This window comes from Klebsiella sp. KTE92 (assembly GCF_000398905.1).
In the GTDB taxonomy this organism is placed as follows: Bacteria; Pseudomonadota; Gammaproteobacteria; order Enterobacterales; family Enterobacteriaceae; genus Klebsiella; species Klebsiella variicola.
Genome location: NZ_KB976100.1, coordinates 1,047,044 through 1,065,364, shown reverse-complemented (window position 1 = coordinate 1,065,364; position 18,321 = coordinate 1,047,044). Strand labels below are relative to the sequence as shown.

Here is an 18,321-nt window from a genome sequence, read left to right as displayed (position 1 = left end):
GGAGTAATTTTAAAATACCTGCTGCACTGATTGTAACCTTACGGACGGATTATCAGCCACAGTTTCTATCCGCTGAACGCGTCACCGCCTCTTCAACACGCGTGCGATAGCGGATGCAGTTGCCTCCCCCGGTAATGGGGATGGTGTTGCCATATTTCAAGCATAACAAGCTTTTGCTGTAACGCTATCATGGTAAATGCGTTTTAGCACCGTGCCTGAGGCTATCATTATCTTAAAAAAAAACCCGCCGCCTTTCGGCAACGGGTTTTTGCTCGAACCTTAAACAATCGCGGCGAAATTACGCCTGCTGGTTCATCAGTTCGTTGAAGGAAGTGGCTTTTTCAGACACTTTGGCTTTCGCCAGCACAGCTTCAACAGCCTGCTCTTCCAGCGCCACGTTGCGCATGTTGTCCATCAGCTCTTTGTTCTTGCTGTAGAACTCAACCACTTCTGACGGATCTTCGTACGCAGAAGCCATCTCTTCGATCAGGCCTTTCACGCGCTCTTCGTCAGCTTTCAGCTCATTGGTGCGAATCACTTCGCCCAGCAGCAGACCGACAACAACGCGGCGTTTAGCCTGCTCTTCGAACAGCTCACGCGGCAGTTCCAGAGCCTGTTTCTCGTTGCCACCGAAACGCTGAGCAGCCTGACGACGCAGCACGTCGATTTCGCTGTCAATCAGGGCAGCCGGAACGTCGATCTCGTTGGCTTTAACCAGACCTTCGATAGCCTGAGACTTCACGCGGTTACGCACAGCGCCTTTCAGCTCGCGCTCCATGTTTTTACGCACTTCAGCGCGCAGGCCAGCGACGGAACCATCTTCCACGCCGAAACGTTTGATGAATTCTTCAGTCAGCTCCGGCAGTTCACGCTCTTCAACTTTTTTCAGGTTGATAACGAACTTAGCCGCTTTACCTTTCAGGTTTTCTGCGTGGTATTCTTCCGGGAAGGTCACGTCGATGGTGAACTCTTCGCCCGCTTTGTGGCCTTTGATACCATCTTCGAAGCCCGGGATCATGCGACCCTGGCCCATCGCCAGTACGAAGTCAGAGGCTTTGCCGCCTTCGAACTCTTCGCCGTCTACGGAACCGGTGAAGTCGATAGTGACGCGATCTTCAGCGTCAACGGCGCCGTCTTTGTCTTTCCAGGTCGCCTGCTGTTTGCGCAGGGTTTCCAGCATGGTGTCAACGTCAGCGTCGGTCACTTCAACAACCGGTTTTTCAACTTCGATCGCGTCCAGACCCTGCAGTTCAACTTCCGGATACACTTCGAACTCTACCGCGTAGGTGAAGTCTTCGCCCAGTTTGTATTCGCCCGGAACGTAGTTCGGCGCACCGGCCGGATTGATTTTCTCTTTGATGATCGCGTCAACGAAATGACGGCTCATCAGGTCGCCCAGCACGTCCTGGCGAACGGATGCGCCATAACGCTGAGCAACAACATTCATCGGCACTTTGCCTTTACGGAAGCCGTCAATGCGAACTTTTTTCGCTACGTTGACCAGCTCGCTTTTGACAGCATTCTCGATGCTGTCAGCGGCGATAGTAATCGTTACACGGCGCCCAAGGCCCTGAGTGGTTTCAACTGAAACTTGCATCTTGTTACCTCAAAAAAATCACAGTGCTCGGTCAACTCTGGAAGCGCGTGTAGGTGGCTTCGCAGAACCGGGATGCCCTCTTCAAATCAGAAACACATTCCCTGTCGTCAGAATCATCCCGAAGACATTCATATATAAGACGCGGCATTATAGCGGCATCACTTTTGTGAGTCGAGAACGGTTGTCGCCCACTGCTGCGGCATTTTTCACATTTCCCGCTCAAATTTGTCCGCAAAAGCGCTCACTTTGCGCATTTTCCAGGCAAAACAAAACGGCCCGTAGGCCGTTTTTGCTAAATCTGCAAGCAACATACTGGAAAAGCGCCAGCGGTTGCAAATGGGATTTCTAGGCGATACTCCCCGCACCGCGGCAAGGCGGCGAGGCGAAAACCGTATCCTGTAATGCTTCCCACTCTTTTATCGTGTAGGTGTGCAGCGCCAGGGCATGCACCGTATTCGACAGCTCCTCGGTTAGCGTGCCGTAGATCATACGGTGGCGATTGAGGAAACGCTCGCCAGTGAAGCGATCGCTCACTAACACCACTTTAAAATGACTTTCAGAGCCCGCTGGGACGTTGTGACGATAACTTTCATCCACGACTTCGAGATACATCGGGTCGAACGCTGCTCTAAGTTTTGCTTCGATCTGTTCACGTATCATCATGAATTTTCTCCTCCGACAACGCTGAGATGCCGCCACTCCATTTAAATGTTAGCCGCTTTTACCGCTTCCATTAGGAGAAAACAACAAAAAATTAGCATTGTTCTGATATTTTCATTCAAAAGTATCACGTTTACTGGCTCTGGTCGCCAGATCCGCCGGGGAAAGAGCGATTAACCGTGGCGGGACGCTCAGAAAACCGCCAGGGCGATGGATTTACACGCGTTGCCACTTCCCCTTGCCGTTGGCAATGCTATGATGGCGGTAATTTTCCTTATAACAACACCATGCGTTGAGACCTGAACATGCTTAAGAAGATCCTTTTCCCGTTGGTCGCCATGTTTATGCTGGCAGGATGCGCCACGCCGCCGACCACCATTGAAGTATCGCCGAAAATCACGCTGCCGCAGCAGGATCCGAGCCTGATGGGCGTGACCGTCAGCATCAACGGCGCCGATCAGCGTCCGGACCAGGCGCTGGCGAAAGTCACGCGCGACAATCAGCAGGTCACCCTCACCGCCTCGCGCGATCTGCGCTTCCTGCTGCAGGAAGTGCTGGAGAAACAGATGACCGCTCGCGGCTACATGATTGGCCCGAACGGTGCGGTCGATCTGCAGATTATTGTCAATAAACTCTACGCTGACGTCTCCCAGGGCAACGTGCGCTACAACATCGCCACGAAAGCCGATATCGCCATCATCGCCACCGCGGCAAACGGCACGAAGATGACCAAAAACTACCGCGCCAGCTATTCCGTTGAAGGCGCCTTCCAGGCCTCGAACAAGAACATCGCTGATGCCGTCAACAGCGTCCTGACCGATACCATCGCCGATATGGCGCAGGACACCAGCATCCACGATTTCATCAAGCAAAACGCGCGTTAATGCCACCACGAACCCGGCCGCGGCCGGGTTCGTGCTTTATGCTATGTCCAGTCACTACTTACGCATTTTTCAACAGCCGAAATCAGCGATTTTGCTGATCCTTGGTTTCGCCTCAGGCCTGCCGCTGGCTCTCACCTCCGGTACCCTGCAGGCCTGGATGACAGTGGAAAATATCGATCTGAAAACGATCGGTTTTTTCTCACTCGTCGGCCAGGCCTATGTCTTTAAATTTCTCTGGTCCCCGCTAATGGACCGCTATACGCCGCCGTTTCTTGGGCGTCGTCGCGGTTGGCTGCTGACTACCCAGGTCCTGCTCCTGCTGGCTATCGTGGCGATGGGCTTTCTTGAGCCTGTCTCCCAGCTCCGCTGGATGGCGGCGCTGGCGGTGGTGATCGCCTTCTGCTCGGCGTCACAGGATATTGTGTTCGACGCCTGGAAAACCGACGTTCTGCCAGCGGAAGAGCGCGGCGCTGGCGCCGCGATCAGCGTGCTGGGTTATCGCCTCGGGATGCTGGTATCCGGGGGGCTGGCACTGTGGCTTGCCGACCGCTATCTCGGCTGGCAGGGGATGTACTGGCTGATGGCGGCGCTGCTGGTGCCGTGCATCATCGCCACACTGCTGGCGCCCGAGCCGAGCGACGTTATCCCGGTTCCCAGATCGCTGGAGCAGGCGGTCGCCGAACCGCTGCGCGATTTTTTCGGTCGCAATAACGCCTGGCTGATTCTGCTGCTCATCGTCCTTTATAAGCTGGGCGATGCGTTTGCCATGAGCCTGACCACCACCTTCCTCATCCGCGGCGTCGGTTTTGACGCCGGCGAAGTGGGGATGGTGAACAAAACTTTAGGCCTGTTTGCCACCATTCTCGGCGCCCTGTATGGCGGGGTCCTGATGCAGCGGCTGACGCTGTTTCGGGCGCTGCTGATCTTCGGTGTGCTGCAGGGGGTCTCCAACGCTGGCTACTGGCTGCTGTCGATTACCGATAAGCACCTCTATTCCATGGCAACCGCCGTGTTCTTTGAAAACCTGTGCGGGGGAATGGGGACGGCGGCGTTTGTCGCGCTGCTGATGACGCTGTGCAATAAATCATTCTCCGCTACCCAGTTCGCGCTGCTCTCTGCGCTGTCCGCGGTCGGCCGCGTGTACGTTGGGCCGATCGCCGGCTGGTTTGTCGAGGCCCACGGCTGGTCGACGTTCTATCTCTTCTCGGTCGTTGCGGCGGTACCGGGGATCGCGCTGCTGCTACTGTGCCGGCAAACGCTTGAGCATACCCAACGCACAGCAAGCTTTATGCCGCGAAGCGAATACCCGCAAGCCTATGCGCTGGCGTTAAGGATCCTGGCGCTGGGCTGCCTGCTGCTGGCGGTATGGCTGGTACTGCTGATCATGAACGCCCTGGATTACACCGCCTTCTCTTTCCTGTCCGGTCTGCTGGAGGTTGCGGCGCTGACTGCGGTGGGCGGTATTTTGTTCGGCGGTCTGCTCGACTACCTGGCGCTGCGTAAAACTCGCCTGATTTAAGGAAGCTGCATCATTATTAGCCGTTGTAATTACGAAACGTAATTATAACGGCTTATTAACGCTTTTATATTGCCCGCCGCGCTATTTGTTGTTTTGTGCGTTTTTGATTTCTGGAAATTATTGACAGTTTTCATTCGATTCTTTAAATAATTTAACCGATTCAGCTACGGCGATTTTATTTTAGGTTTTCACAATGTCTTTTATTTGATAATTAAATGTTAAACAATTGTTCTAATTTTTGGGTGGTTATGCCCATTCGCCGCTAAGTACTCCTTTTCTTATCCCTTTCGTTATCAATCCCACGAAAATCAGGCTTTGCAAGCGATTACGTAACACTACGTAACATATGTGACAAACCAAGCAGAAGCCGCTAACACAGAACTGACAGAGATCCAATCATGTTTACAGTAATGCAACCTTACCGTAAAATGCCCGTACACTTTAAACGCCACCAGATCCCGTGGAATTGAGGTCGTTCAATGAGACTCAGGAAATACAATAAAAGTTTGGGATGGATGTCATTAATCGCAAGTACTGTATTACTCAGTGGTTGTGATTCTGCACTCCTTGACCCAAAAGGACAGATTGGACTGGAGCAACGCTCTTTGATTCTGACGGCCTTCGGCCTGATGATGATTGTCGTTATTCCCGCCGTCTTGATGGCAGTAGGATTTGCCTGGAAGTATCGCGCGAGCAATAAAGATGCGAAGTATAGCCCGAACTGGTCACACTCCAACAAAGTGGAAGCTGTGGTCTGGACGGTACCTATTCTGATCATCCTGTTCCTGGCCGTTCTGACCTGGAAAACCACTCACGCACTGGAGCCAAGCAAACCGCTTGCCCACGACGAGAAACCAATCACCATCGAAGTCGTTTCGATGGACTGGAAATGGTTCTTTATCTATCCGGAACAGGGTATTGCTACCGTTAACGAAATCGCCTTCCCGGCGAACGTACCGGTACACTTCAAAGTGACCTCTAACTCGGTGATGAACTCGTTCTTCATTCCGCGCTTAGGTAGCCAGATTTACGCAATGGCCGGGATGCAGACTCAACTGCACCTCATTGCTGACGAAGCTGGTACTTATGACGGTATCTCCGCTAGCTACAGTGGCCCGGGCTTCTCAGGTATGAAGTTCAAAGCGATTGCTACTCCGGATCGTGCAACCTTCGATCAGTGGGTTGAAAAAGCCAAACAGTCGCCGAACTCCATGGACTCCATGGCCGCGTTCGATAAAGTGGCTGTGCCTAGCGAATACAACAAAGTGGAATACTTCTCTAACGTGAAGCCGGATCTGTTCAAAGATGTTGTGAACAAATTCATGTCTCACGAGAGCATGAACATGTCCAAACCTGAAGGCGAGCACGCTGCTCACGACGGGATGGAAGGCATGGACATGAGCCACGCGGAAACCGCTCACTAAGGGGCCGAGGAAGAAAACGATGTTCGGAAAACTTACACTGGATGCAGTGCCCTACCACGAACCCATTATCGTGGTTACGGTGGCTGCGATTATCATTGGGGGACTGGCGCTTCTGGCTGCCATCACTTACTTCGGTAAGTGGTCCTACCTGTGGAACGAGTGGCTGACTTCTGTCGACCACAAACGTCTCGGTATCATGTACGTTATCGTGGCAATCGTCATGCTGCTGCGTGGCTTTGCTGATGCCGTTATGATGCGTAGCCAGCAGGTGCTGGCCTCGGCCGGGGAAGCAGGCTTCCTGCCGCCTCATCACTACGATCAGATCTTTACCGCCCACGGCGTTATCATGATCTTCTTCGTGGCGATGCCGTTCGTTATCGGTCTGATGAACCTGGTGGTTCCGCTTCAGCTCGGCGCGCGCGACGTGGCCTTCCCGTTCCTCAACAACCTGAGCTTCTGGTTCACCGTTGTGGGCGTGATTCTGGTTAACCTGTCTCTGGGCGTCGGTGAGTTCGCGCAGACCGGTTGGCTGGCCTATCCGCCGCTGTCGGGAATTGAATACAGTCCTGGCGTAGGGGTCGATTACTGGATTTGGGCGCTGCAGCTCTCCGGTATCGGTACTACCCTGACCGGTATTAACTTCTTCGTGACCATTATCAAGATGCGCGCCCCGGGCATGACCATGTTCAAGATGCCGGTATTCTCCTGGGCATCTCTGTGCGCTAACATCCTGATTATCGCCTCTTTCCCAATTCTGACCGTCACCATCGCGCTGCTGACCCTGGATCGTTACCTGGGCACCCATTTCTTTACCAACGATATGGGTGGCAACATGATGATGTACATCAACCTGATTTGGGCCTGGGGTCACCCGGAAGTGTACATCCTGGTTCTGCCGGTGTTCGGGGTCTTCTCCGAAATCGCCGCGACCTTCTCGCGTAAGCGTCTGTTCGGTTACACCTCTCTGGTGTGGGCAACCGTCTGTATTACCGTTCTGTCGTTCATCGTTTGGCTGCACCACTTCTTCACCATGGGTGCTGGCGCGAACGTAAACGCCTTCTTCGGTATTACTACCATGATTATCGCGATCCCGACCGGGGTTAAGATCTTCAACTGGCTGTTCACCATGTATCAGGGTCGCATCGTCTTCAACTCAGCGATGATGTGGACTATCGGCTTTATCGTGACCTTCTCCGTCGGTGGGATGACTGGCGTGCTGCTGGCGGTACCGGGCGCGGACTTCGTTCTGCATAACAGCCTGTTCCTGATCGCGCACTTCCATAACGTTATCATCGGCGGCGTAGTATTCGGTTGCTTCGCAGGTCTGACCTACTGGTGGCCGAAAGCCTTTGGCTTCACCCTGAACGAAACCTGGGGCAAACGCGCTTTCTGGTTCTGGATCATCGGCTTCTTCGTGGCGTTTATGCCGCTGTACGTGCTGGGCTTCATGGGTATGACCCGTCGTCTGAGCCAGCAGATCGATCCGCAGTTCCACCCGATGCTGGTTGTTGCAGCTTGCGGTGCAGCGCTGATCGCCTGCGGTATCCTGTGCCAGCTGATTCAGTTCTACGTGTCTATTCGCGACCGCGATCAGAACCGTGACCTGACCGGTGACCCATGGGGTGGTCGTACGCTGGAGTGGGCAACCTCTTCTCCACCGCCGTTCTATAACTTCGCTATCGTTCCTCAGGTTCACGAGCGTGATGCCTTCTGGGAAATGAAAGAGAAAGGTGAAGCGTACAAACAGCCTGCTCACTATGAAGAAATTCATATGCCGAAAAACAGCGGCGCCGGCATCGTCATTGCCGCCTTCGCTACGGTATTTGGTTTCGCCATGATCTGGCATATCTGGTGGATGGCGATTGCCAGCTTCATCGGCATCGTAGCGACCTGGATTATTAAGAGCTTTGACGAGGACGTGGATTACTACGTACCGGTTGCAGAAGTCGAAAAACTGGAAAAACAGCATTTCGATGAGATTAACAAAGCAGGGCTGAAAAATGGCAACTGATACTCTTGCGCATACTGCCCACGCGCATGAACACGGGCACCATGATACAGGACCGATGAAGGTATTCGGTTTCTGGATCTACCTGATGAGCGACTGCATCATCTTCGCTACGCTGTTTGCTACCTATGCCGTTCTGGTGAACGGCACAGCCGGCGGACCGACGGGCAAAGATATTTTCGAACTGCCGTTCGTTCTGGTTGAAACCGCACTGCTGCTGTTCAGCTCCATCACCTACGGCATGGCGGCTATCGCCATGTACAAAAACAACAAGAGCCAGGTGGTTTCCTGGCTGGCGTTGACCTGGTTGTTTGGCGCTGGCTTTATCGGGATGGAAATCTATGAATTCCATCACCTGATCATGGAAGGCTTCGGTCCGGATCGTAGCGGTTTCCTGTCGGCGTTCTTCGCGCTGGTCGGCACCCACGGTCTGCACGTGACCTCTGGCCTTATCTGGATGGCGGTGCTGATGTTCCAGGTTTCACGTCGTGGCCTGACTAGCACTAACCGCACGCGTATCCTGTGCCTGAGCCTGTTCTGGCACTTCCTGGACGTCGTGTGGATCTGCGTGTTCTCGGTTGTCTATCTGATGGGGGCGATGTAATGAGTCATTCTACCGATCATAGCGGCGCTTCTCACGGCAGCGTGAAGAGCTACATGACAGGATTTATCCTGTCCATCATCCTGACGGTCATTCCGTTCGCCATGGTGATGAGTGGCTCCGCCTCGCATGCGGTTATCCTTGGCACCATTCTGGTGACCGCTGTGGTGCAGATCGTGGTACACCTCGTGTACTTCCTGCATATGAACAGCAAGTCCGATGAAGGCTGGAACCTGACCGCATTTATCTTCACCGTAATCATCATTGCGATCGTGGTTGTCGGCTCCATCTGGATTATGTGGAACCTGAACTACAACATGATGATGCACTAAGAGCGGCGAGTATGTTTAAGCAATACCTGCAAGTAACGAAACCAGGCATTATTTTTGGCAACCTGATCTCCGTGATCGGCGGTTTCCTGTTGGCCTCCAAAGGCCACATCGACTATCCGCTGTTCGTCTGGACGCTCCTTGGAGTATCCCTGGTGGTCGCCTCGGGTTGTGTATTCAACAACTACATCGACCGGGACATCGATCGTAAGATGGAACGGACGAAAAACCGGGTGCTGGTCAAAGGGCTGATCTCGCCAGAAGCTTCGCTGGTGTACGCCACCTTGCTGGGTATTGCTGGCTTCATGCTGCTGTGGTTCGGCGCAAATCCGCTGGCCTGCTGGCTGGGGGTGATGGGGTTCGTGGTTTATGTCGGCGTCTACAGCCTGTACATGAAACGCCACTCCGTCTATGGCACGCTGATTGGCTCACTCTCCGGCGCCGCGCCGCCGGTGATTGGCTACTGCGCGGTCACCGGTGATTTCGACAGCGGTGCGGCGATCCTGCTGGCTATCTTTAGCCTGTGGCAGATGCCTCACTCCTACGCCATCGCGATTTTCCGCTTTAAGGATTATCAGGCGGCGAACATTCCGGTGCTGCCGGTGGTGAAAGGCATTTCGGTCGCCAAAAACCATATTACGCTGTACATCGTTGCCTTTGCCGTGGCGACCCTGATGCTCTCGCTGGGCGGCTACGCCGGGTATAAATACCTGGTCGTGGCGGCAGCGGTCAGCGTCTGGTGGCTGGGCATGGCGCTGCGTGGCTATAAAGTGGCCGATGATAAAGTCTGGGCGCGTAAGCTGTTCGTCTTTTCCATCGTCGCCATCACCGCGCTGTCCGTGATGATGTCCGTTGACTTTATGGTGCCGGATTCACATAGCCTGCTGGCTTACGTGAGATAATCTCCCACTCCAGTGCGATATAAAGCCCCGTTTTTACGGGGCTTTTTCTTTTCTGCTTCCTCACCGCTTTCTTTCTCATTTCATACTCCCCTCCCCTCTTCCGGCCGTTTACGCTGCTCTCCTGCCAAAAAATGAGGAAAAAATGAGCTAATACACAGCGGACCTGACTCGCGCTGTGCACGACAGCAGTGCTACCTTTTGCACCGGGTTTACCCACCCATTTGGAAAATCATTACTACAAGGAATTGCAATGAAAGAGTTAACACTAAACGAAATGGAGTACATCTCCGGTGGCTTTAACCTGTTCGGCGCGGCCAGCGGCTTCGCCAGCTTTGTTGCCAACTCGGGCGTCGGCTTCACCTCTTTTGTTCTCACCTCCGGCAGCGCGTTTGCCTCCTTCGTCGGCGACAGCGCGATGGCGTTTGGTTCCTTCCTGACCGGGCAGTCAAACTGGGAAACCTTTGTGACCACTGGTAGCGAAAACTGGGGAAACTTTGTCCTCACCGCTGGCAAAAACTGGAACATCTTCGTAGATAACGCCGCCAGCAACTGGAACAGCTTCCTGAACAACGCGTCGGCGTAAGCAACATCTTTGAGGGCAGCGCATCTGCTGCCCTGTTTAGCTCACCAGCATCGCCTGCGCGCTGTAGAGCAGATCGAGATGGTCGTGACATAACGCTTCCAGCGATGTGCGCGATTGATGGCTGGTCAGACTCAGCGCGCCCCACCAGGTTCCTTCCCTGTCAGTTAACGGCACCGCCAGCACCAGCATGCCAATCTCAAACTCCTGTTCAATGGTGGCATAACCCTGGCGCCGCACCTGGGCGATTTTCTCCATCAGCAACGCGACGTCGGTCACCGTATAGGGCGTGCGTTGTTCCCGGGTAATACGCTGCAGAACCGCCTCGCACTCAGCTTCCGGCAGCGAAGCCAGCCATAACCGTCCCCCGGCGGTACAGAAGATGGGCACCCGCTCCCCAAGCCGAACCGACGTGGAGTTAAACGGCGTATGCCGGCTGCGGGCGATATAGACCAGCTCATCTTCATCCACCACCCCTACCGAGGCGTGCTCCTCGGTCCGGCTGGCGATGTATTCGACAATCGGCCGCACCATGCGGGGAAACTGCGCCGAATCGACGTAGGCCTGACCAAGCCGCAGCGTCTTCGGGGTAAGCCAGTAATAACGCCCATCGGTTTGCAGATAGCGCTCATGCAGCAGCGTCAGCAGAAAACGCCGCGCGGCGCTTTGCGTCAGGCCGCTCATTTTCGCCGCCTGGGCGACGGTGAGTTTTGGGCAGGTTTTGGAAAAAAGCTGGATTAACGCCAGCCCTTTTTGTAAACCGACGATCAGATCGCGTGGATGAATAGTGTTTTGCATATTCGCTCACATTTTTGCAACATCATTATCGATTTCCTGCGATTATCGCAGCGATCGTGCGATTAACAACCGACATGTCCGAATTCTGCGTTGTCGCTCCCAGCTTCCACTGAAATACTTTCACAACATTCATTTAACAAATGAGGTTTGAAATGGTCAGTGGAACTACCCAGGTTGTCGCCGTGATTGGTCATCCGATCGCCCAGGTCAAATCACCGGATAACTTCAACCGCTACTTTGCTGAACAGCACATGGACAGCGTCATGATCCCGGTGGATATCGCCCCGGACGCGGTAGTCGACTACCTCAACGCTCTGCGTGGCTGGCAGAACATGACCGGCGTGCTGGTGACGGTGCCGCATAAGCAGCGCGCCGCCGCGCTGGTCGACGAGCTCACCCCCCGCGCCCGCCGACTCAACGCCATCAATGTGATCCGCAAATTGGCGGATGGCCGTTTGCAGGGCGATATGCTGGACGGCGTCGGCTTTCAACTCGCCGCCGAGGCGCAGGGTTTTCAGCCGGCAGGTAAGCAGGCGCTGCTCTCCGGCTGCGGCGGCGTCGGCAGCGCCATCGCCTGGGGACTGTGCGAGGCGGGGATCCGTCAGCTGGCCCTGCACGATCAAAACCCGACCACCCGGCAACGCCTGCATGACCTTCTGGCTGAGGCCTTCCCGGCGGTACAACTGAGCGCGCTGCCGGACACCCTTCACGGCGTCGATCTATTGGTTAATGGCTCGCCGGCCGGCATGGCCGGATTTGATGAGCTGCCCCTGCCGCAGGCGCTGCTGGATACGCTCGACAGCGCCACCCACGTGGCTGATGTTGTCACCGCCCCGGTGATGACGCCGTTGCTCACTTTCGCCGCCGCCCGCGGCTGCCGGGTGCAGATCGGGCCGGAAATGGCGCTGGCGCAGATGACGCTGATGGGCCAGTTTATCGGCGCCATCCCGCCGGCGCAGGGAGCGGCAGCATGAAGAGCTGGGATGTGATCGTCATCGGCAGCGGCGCCGCTGGCTTTGCCGCCGCGGTCACCGCCAGCTGCAAAGGGCTGTCGGTACTGATGCTGGAGAAAGCCGGCCAGTTCGGCGGCACCTCGGCTATCTCCGGTGGCGCCGTGTGGCTGCACGATACCGATCAGGCGCGTGCGGCGGGTAAAAGCGGCTGCGCCGAGGCGATGAAAACCTACCTGCGGACCATTATCGGCGAGAGCCAGTACCGTGAAGATCTCGCCGAAGCGTTTGTTAGCGCCGGGCGTGAGGCGCTGGCCTTTCTCGAGCGCGAGGGGGCGGTGAAATATAGCCTGCGCCCGCTCTCCCCTGATTACTATCCGGATGAACCCGGCGCGGTCGACGTCGGTCGTGCGCTGGAGGTGGTGGAGTATGACGGTCGTGAACTGGGGGACGCGTTTCGCGACCTGCGTTCACCGCCGCCGGGGATGTTGCTGTTTGGCGGGATGATGGTCAACCGCGTCGATATTCAACATTTTCTCGACATGCGGCGCTCGCTACGCTCCCTGGCCCATTGTACCCGACTGCTGCTGCGCTACGCCCGCGACCGGGTGAAGTACCCTCGCGGCACCCGCCTGGCGATGGGCAATGCGCTGATAGCCCGCATGGCGACAACGGCGCTGCGTAAAGGCATGAACCTGCGGCTGAATGTCAATGTTCTGGCGCTGTGCGAAGCGCAAGGCGCGGTCCGCGGGGTGGAGATTGAGTATCAGGGGCAAAGAGAGACGCTGCACGCCCGGCGCGGGGTGGTGCTGGCCGCAGGCGGCTTCGCCGCGGGCGCGCTGGCGGCGCGCTATCGGCCACATACCCGCGAACACTTCACCATGTCGCCGCCGGCCAACGATGGCGCCGCGCTGCATCTCGCGGCGGCGCTTAACGCTCGCGAGGGAGCCGATCAGGCCTCCAACTTTTTCTGGGCGCCAGTATCGGTGCTGACCCGGGCCGACGGCAGCGAGGAGCGCTTCCCCCATCTGGTAACCGACCGGGCCAAACCGGGCGTGATTGCCGTCAATCAGCGGGCGGTACGCTTCGTCAACGAGTCTAACTCCTATCACCATTTCGCCAGCGCGATGCAGGATGCAGCGGAAAATGCCCCCTGCTTTTTACTCTGCGACGCCCAGGCGATGAAGCGTTATGGCCTCGGGCTGGCACGCCCGGCGCCGGTCAATAATGACGCCCTGGTCGCCGCTGGCTATCTGCACAAAGCCGATACCCTGGCCGCGCTGGCGCAACAGCTTGGTCTGGATGCCCAAACCCTGAGCGAGACGGTAGCCCGCTACAACCGCGACGCTGCGCAGGGCGTGGATCGGGAATTTGCTAAAGGCGGCAACAGCTATAACCGGGCGATGGGCGATCCGGGTCATCAGCCTGACGCCTGTAACGCCCCCCTGCTCAGCGCGCCGTTCTATGCCATCAAACTCTATACCGGCGATCTGGGAACGTCGCGGGGCCTGGTCACCACCGCCGATGCACAGGTCGTCAACGTGGAAGGAAAACCCATCGCGGGGCTGTACGCGGTGGGAAATGACATGGATTCGCTGATGGCCGGCACCTACCCGGGTCCCGGCATCACCCTCGGCCCGGGGCTGACGTTTGGCTACCTCGCCGCCTGCCATCTGGCACAACACTCCCCCCACTAATCAGGAAAACATCATGATCTACGAAAAACGCACGTACACCATCAATCCGTTGAAAATGGCCGACTGGCTGGCGCTGTACCAAAGCGATGCCCTGGCGGTGCAGACCGACCATCTCGGCAAACTGATCGGTTTCTTTTTTACCGAGATCGGCGTGGTCAATCAGGTGGTGCACATCTGGGCTTATGAAAGCCTGGACGATCGCCTGGTGCGCCGCGCGCGAATGGCGCAGGACGAACGCTGGCAGACCTTTTCGCGGAAAAATCGCGAACTGGCCGCCGTTGAACGCCTGGAGTCGGTGCTGATGCGCCCCACCGCTTTTTCACCATTGCAGTAAGGAGTCCATCATGAGCAGGCCTGTGAAGGTGGATATGCTGGTGGTCGGCTCCGGCGCGGCGGGACTCTCTGCCGCGGTCACCGCGGCCATGCACGGCGCCAGCGTCATGGTGGCGGAGAAAGCGTCAGTACTCGGCGGGACCAGCGCCTGGTCCGGCGGCTGGCTGTGGATCCCCCGCAACCCGCTGGCGCGGGCGGAGGGCATCGACGAAGCGGCTGACGCCCCGCTGACCTATCTGCAGCATGAGATGGGGGGCGAAGCCGCCGACGTTCGCCTGCAGACCTTCCTGCGCCACGGGCCGGAGATGGTGGATTTTTTTCATCACAGGACGGCAGTGCAGTTTCTCTCAGGCAGTGCCATGCCGGACTTTCACGCGTCGCCGGGTGCGGCGAGCGGTGGGCGGTCGGTCACCGCTCAGCCCTACGATGGCCGTCAGCTCGGCGACTGGCTCCACCGACTGCGTCCGCCGCTGGAGACCATCAGCCTTGCCGGGATGGGCATCGCCGGCGGCGCGGATATGGCGCATTTTTTCAATGCCACCCGCTCGCCGCGCTCCGCGCTGTATGCCGTCCGCCGCCTGCTGCGCCACGGCTGGCAGCGGCTGCGCGCCGGACGAGGGCAGCATCTGGTCAATGGCAATGCGCTGGTCGCCCGTCTGCTGCGATCCGCCCTCGACGCCGGAGTGCGCTTTCAGCTCAATGCCCCGGTGGTCCGGCTGCTGCAGGGTCCGCAGGGTGTGTCCGGCGCGGTGCTGCGCAGCGACAGCGGGGAAATTCACGTCGAAGCAGGGGCCGTGGTGCTGGCCTGCGGCGGTTTTCCCCACGATCGGCAGCGGCTGGCGCAGGTGGTGCCCCACGCGGCGGAGGGTTACGGCCATTTTTCCGCCGCACCGCCGGACAATCAGGGCGAGGGGATCAGGCTTGGCGAATCCGTCGGCGGCCAGTTCGACACCCGCCTGCGCCACCCGCTGGCCTGGGCGCCGGTGTCCCGCGTCACCCTGGCCAGCGGTCAGCAGCTGATGTTTCCCCACCTGGTGGAACGCGCCAAGCCCGGGGTGATCGCTGTCCTGCCCAACGGCAAACGCTTTGTTAACGAGGCCGACTCTTATCATGACTTTATCGCCGCCCTGCTGGCGGCCACACCCGCGGGCGACACGCCGCAGGCCTGGCTGCTGGCCGATCGTCGCGCGCTGCGTCGCTACGGCCTGGGCCATGCCAGACCGCTCCCCTTCACCCCCACCGCCTGGCTGCGTACCGGTTATCTGCAGCGGGGAAACACGCTGGGGGAGCTGGCGAAGCAGTGCGCCATCGACGCCAATGCGCTGGCGGAAACCGTTGAACGCTTTAACCACTTCGCCAGCACTGGCGAAGACGTCGATTTTCACCGCGGGGCATCAGCCTATAACCGCGCCCAGGGTGACCATCAGGTGACGCTCGGACCGCTGCGCGAAGGGCCGTTTTACGCGGTGCGCATTCTGCCCGGCTCGCTGGGCACCTTCAGCGGACTGCAAACCGACGAACACGCCCGGGTGCTGGATGGACAGCAGCAGCCGATACCGGGCCTGTTCGCCATCGGCAACGACATGTCGAGCGTGATGCGCGGCTATTACCCCAGCGGAGGGATAACCCTCGGACCCGCCATGACCTTCGGCTATCTGGTGGGTAAAAATCTGGCGGAAAACACAATAAAAACAAAGCAATAAACGACCAGGGACGGCAATACCCATAACTATCTTCACCTGCAACTGTACCGGAGCCCTTTATGAACATGCGTACCCTATCGCTCGCCGCGCTGACCCTGCTCGATGTCCCTCCCCCCGAACAGGTGCGGATAGCGGCCAGAACCGGTTTTACCCACGTTGGTCTGCGGCTGCTCCCCGCCACACCGGCCGACCCGGACTACGACATGCTGGGCGATACCCCCGCCGTCCGCGCGACGCTGTCTGCGCTGATGGAAACCGGCATCCGCGTCTCAGACGTGGAGATCGTCCGCCTGACCCCCGGGTTTACCCTCGACGATCGGCTGCAGCGGTTTATGGAGACTGCGGCGCGTCTTGGCGCCGGACAGGTGTTAGTCGCCGGCAATGACGACAACCTTCAGCGCAGCGCCGACAACCTGGCTATCCTCGCCGCGGCCGGTCGCCCCTATGGGCTGACCATGAACCTTGAGCCGATGCCCTGGACCCAACTGCGCACTATCGCCGATGCGCAGGCGATGATCGCCGCCAGCGGGCGGGAGGATATCGGCATCCTGGTGGACGCCCTTCATTTCTGGCGCGCGGGAGAATCGCTCGCCGCCCTCTCCAGCCTGCCCGCGCATCATCTCAACTATATGCAGCTCTGCGATGGCGCGGCGCAGAGGCCGGAGAGCGAACAGGAACTCATCCGCCAGGCCCGCTCGGCGCGCAACGTGCCAGGGGAAGGCGGTCTGGATCTGCACGGTCTAATGTCGGCCCTGCCGGCAACGCTGCCGGTCTCCCTCGAAGTGCCGCTCGACGGCGAGCAGGGCGCCTTGCCGCCGCTCCAGCGGGCGCAATTACTGTTCAATGCCGCGCAGCCCTACCTGCGCTCCTGCGCATAAGGAATACGCTATGACACAGACTCAACGCCTGGATGTCAGAGAGTTAATAAACCGTAACCCGCTGAGCCGCTTTCAAAAGCAGATCATTTTTCTCGGTTTTTGCGTTATCGCTCTCGATGGTTTTGATATCGCGATCATGGGGTTTATCGCCCCGACGCTAAAGCTGGAATGGGGGGTAAGCAACCACCAGCTAGGCCTGGTGATCAGCGCCGCGCTGATCGGCCTCGCGCTGGGCGCGATTTTCTCTGGCCCGCTCGCCGACTGGCTGGGGCGCAAGAAAATCATTATCAATAGCGTCTTTTTCTTCGGCTTCTGGACCATCGCCACCGCCTTCTCGCACAACATTGAACAGATGATGTTTTTCCGCTTTATGACCGGCCTGGGGTTGGGCGCCGCGATGCCGAACATCGGGACGCTGGTGTCGGAGTACGCTCCGGAACGCCAGCGTTCATTTATTATTACCGTCATCTTTTGCGGCTTCACCTTCGGCGCGGCGGCAGGAGGATTCTCAGCATCGTGGCTGATCCCGCAGTTTGGCTGGCACTCGCTGATGGCGCTCGGCGGCATTCTGCCGCTGCTGTTTGCCCCGCTGCTTATCTGGCTGCTGCCGGAGTCGGTTCGTTTTCTGGTGATCAAACAAGCGCCCGCCGCACGCATTCGCGCCATTCTTAACCGTCTCTATCCCGGACAAATCAGCGACAACGTGACGTTTACCCTGCCGGCGCAGCCGGCGGCCGGCAACGCGATGCGCATTGTGCTCTCCCGCCAGTACGGCTTCGGCTCACTGATGCTATGGCTGGTCTACTTTATGGGGCTGTTCCTGGTCTATATCCTCGGTAGCTGGCTGCCAACGCTGGTTAAAGCGGTGGGAATGACCGTTAGCCAGGCGGCCATCATGACAGCGATCTACCAGGCGGGCGGCACCCTCGGCTCGCTGTTTGCCGGCTGGCTGATGGACAGGATCAACCCTCATCGCGCGCTGGGGATGATCTACGCCGTTGGCGGCCTGTTCACCATGGCGATGGGCTACGCCGCGGGCAGCTTTGCCTTGCTCTGTATGCTGGCGTTTATCAGCGGCGCCTGTCTGAACGGTGCTAATACCGGTATGAACGCCCTCTCCGCCCGCTACTATCCTACGCAGGCGCGGGCGACGGGATCCAGCTGGATGCATGGCGTCGGGCGCATCGGCGCCATTCTCAGCGCCTTTGCCGGTGCCGAGATGATGGCGCTCAACCTGCCCTTTGAAAGCGTCTTTTTGATCCTCGGTATCCCGGCAGCCCTCACCGTCGCAGGTCTGGCGGCGAAAGGCATCTTTGCGGCCGGTAATCCTCCCGCCGCTTCACCTTCCCCCGCGTCTGTGCGCGGAGCGTCATAGCGGCATCGGCTCCCCGGTGCAATCTGCGGATTGCACCGGCTCAGCGGCTAAAAAGAAAATTTATTTCATATTTGGTCGGAACG

At 57.8% G+C, this 18,321-nt stretch carries 17 protein-coding genes; 14 read left to right on the top strand and 3 right to left on the bottom strand.

From position 1 onward, the window contains the following. Window positions 1-298: 298 nt before the first annotated feature. Window positions 299-1,597: a trigger factor gene (tig, locus tag A1WC_RS20050; RefSeq protein WP_008805401.1), complete on the bottom strand. Its 1,299-nt coding sequence runs from the start codon at window positions 1,595-1,597 to the stop codon at window positions 299-301. 345 nt (window positions 1,598-1,942) lie between these two features. Further along, window positions 1,943-2,260, bottom strand: coding sequence for a transcriptional regulator BolA (gene bolA / locus A1WC_RS20055; RefSeq protein WP_002891649.1), 318 nt, complete (start codon window positions 2,258-2,260; stop codon window positions 1,943-1,945). Between the two features lie 302 nt (window positions 2,261-2,562). Between bolA and A1WC_RS20060 the strand changes: the two genes are divergently transcribed. The 8 genes from A1WC_RS20060 (at window position 2,563) to A1WC_RS20095 (ending at window position 10,507) form a co-directional block, all read left to right on the top strand. After that, the gene (locus tag A1WC_RS20060) at window positions 2,563-3,141 is read left to right on the top strand and encodes a lipoprotein (protein ID WP_004204800.1); all 579 of its coding nucleotides are present in this window, start codon (window positions 2,563-2,565) and stop codon (window positions 3,139-3,141) included. Between the two features lie 43 nt (window positions 3,142-3,184). Further along, complete coding sequence (gene ampG / locus A1WC_RS20065) at window positions 3,185-4,660, top strand: muropeptide MFS transporter AmpG (protein WP_016160377.1); 1,476 nt, start codon at window positions 3,185-3,187, stop codon at window positions 4,658-4,660. A gap of 479 nt (window positions 4,661-5,139) precedes the next feature. After that, window positions 5,140-6,084: a cytochrome o ubiquinol oxidase subunit II gene (cyoA, locus tag A1WC_RS20070; protein WP_008805398.1), complete on the top strand. Its 945-nt coding sequence runs from the start codon at window positions 5,140-5,142 to the stop codon at window positions 6,082-6,084. 19 nt (window positions 6,085-6,103) lie between these two features. Further along, window positions 6,104-8,095, top strand: a complete 1,992-nt coding sequence (gene cyoB, locus A1WC_RS20075; RefSeq protein WP_012542690.1) for a cytochrome o ubiquinol oxidase subunit I — start codon at window positions 6,104-6,106, stop codon at window positions 8,093-8,095. Beyond that, a complete protein-coding gene (locus tag A1WC_RS20080) occupies window positions 8,085-8,696 on the top strand; it encodes a cytochrome o ubiquinol oxidase subunit III (protein WP_002891635.1) in 612 nt (203 codons plus the stop codon). Before cyoB ends, A1WC_RS20080 begins: the two co-directional genes overlap by 11 nt. Next, a complete protein-coding gene (locus A1WC_RS20085) occupies window positions 8,696-9,025 on the top strand; it encodes a cytochrome o ubiquinol oxidase subunit IV (RefSeq protein WP_002891634.1) in 330 nt (109 codons plus the stop codon). Before A1WC_RS20080 ends, A1WC_RS20085 begins: the two co-directional genes overlap by 1 nt. 11 nt (window positions 9,026-9,036) lie before the next feature. Beyond that, complete coding sequence (cyoE, locus tag A1WC_RS20090) at window positions 9,037-9,924, top strand: heme o synthase (RefSeq protein ID WP_002891629.1); 888 nt, start codon at window positions 9,037-9,039, stop codon at window positions 9,922-9,924. A 250-nt stretch (window positions 9,925-10,174) separates the two neighbouring features. Next, complete coding sequence (locus A1WC_RS20095) at window positions 10,175-10,507, top strand: hypothetical protein (RefSeq protein WP_004177255.1); 333 nt, start codon at window positions 10,175-10,177, stop codon at window positions 10,505-10,507. A 36-nt stretch (window positions 10,508-10,543) separates the two neighbouring features. On the opposite strand, the gene A1WC_RS20100 is transcribed toward A1WC_RS20095, so the two are convergent. After that, window positions 10,544-11,302: an IclR family transcriptional regulator domain-containing protein gene (locus A1WC_RS20100; RefSeq protein WP_004177256.1), complete on the bottom strand. Its 759-nt coding sequence runs from the start codon at window positions 11,300-11,302 to the stop codon at window positions 10,544-10,546. Window positions 11,303-11,454: 152 nt separating this feature from the next. On the opposite strand from A1WC_RS20100, the gene A1WC_RS20105 reads away from it, so the two are divergent. The 6 genes from A1WC_RS20105 to A1WC_RS20130 are packed head-to-tail and all read left to right on the top strand — an operon-like array spanning window position 11,455 to window position 18,238. Beyond that, on the top strand, window positions 11,455-12,276 hold the full coding sequence (locus A1WC_RS20105) for a shikimate dehydrogenase family protein (RefSeq protein WP_016160376.1): 822 nt from the start codon (window positions 11,455-11,457) through the stop codon (window positions 12,274-12,276). Further along, on the top strand, window positions 12,273-13,949 hold the full coding sequence (locus A1WC_RS20110) for an FAD-dependent oxidoreductase (RefSeq protein WP_016160375.1): 1,677 nt from the start codon (window positions 12,273-12,275) through the stop codon (window positions 13,947-13,949). Before A1WC_RS20105 ends, A1WC_RS20110 begins: the two co-directional genes overlap by 4 nt. Window positions 13,950-13,962: 13 nt before the next feature. Continuing rightward, entirely contained in the window at window positions 13,963-14,283 is a 321-nt protein-coding gene (locus tag A1WC_RS20115; RefSeq protein WP_004204812.1) for an NIPSNAP family protein, read from the top strand. 10 nt (window positions 14,284-14,293) lie between these two features. After that, window positions 14,294-15,985: an FAD-dependent oxidoreductase gene (locus A1WC_RS20120; protein WP_012968829.1), complete on the top strand. Its 1,692-nt coding sequence runs from the start codon at window positions 14,294-14,296 to the stop codon at window positions 15,983-15,985. A 59-nt stretch (window positions 15,986-16,044) separates the two neighbouring features. Beyond that, a complete protein-coding gene (locus A1WC_RS20125; RefSeq protein ID WP_008805390.1) occupies window positions 16,045-16,863 on the top strand; it encodes a sugar phosphate isomerase/epimerase family protein in 819 nt (272 codons plus the stop codon). A gap of 10 nt (window positions 16,864-16,873) precedes the next feature. Then, complete coding sequence (locus tag A1WC_RS20130) at window positions 16,874-18,238, top strand: MFS transporter (protein ID WP_012968830.1); 1,365 nt, start codon at window positions 16,874-16,876, stop codon at window positions 18,236-18,238. The last annotated feature ends 83 nt before the right edge of the window (window positions 18,239-18,321 follow it).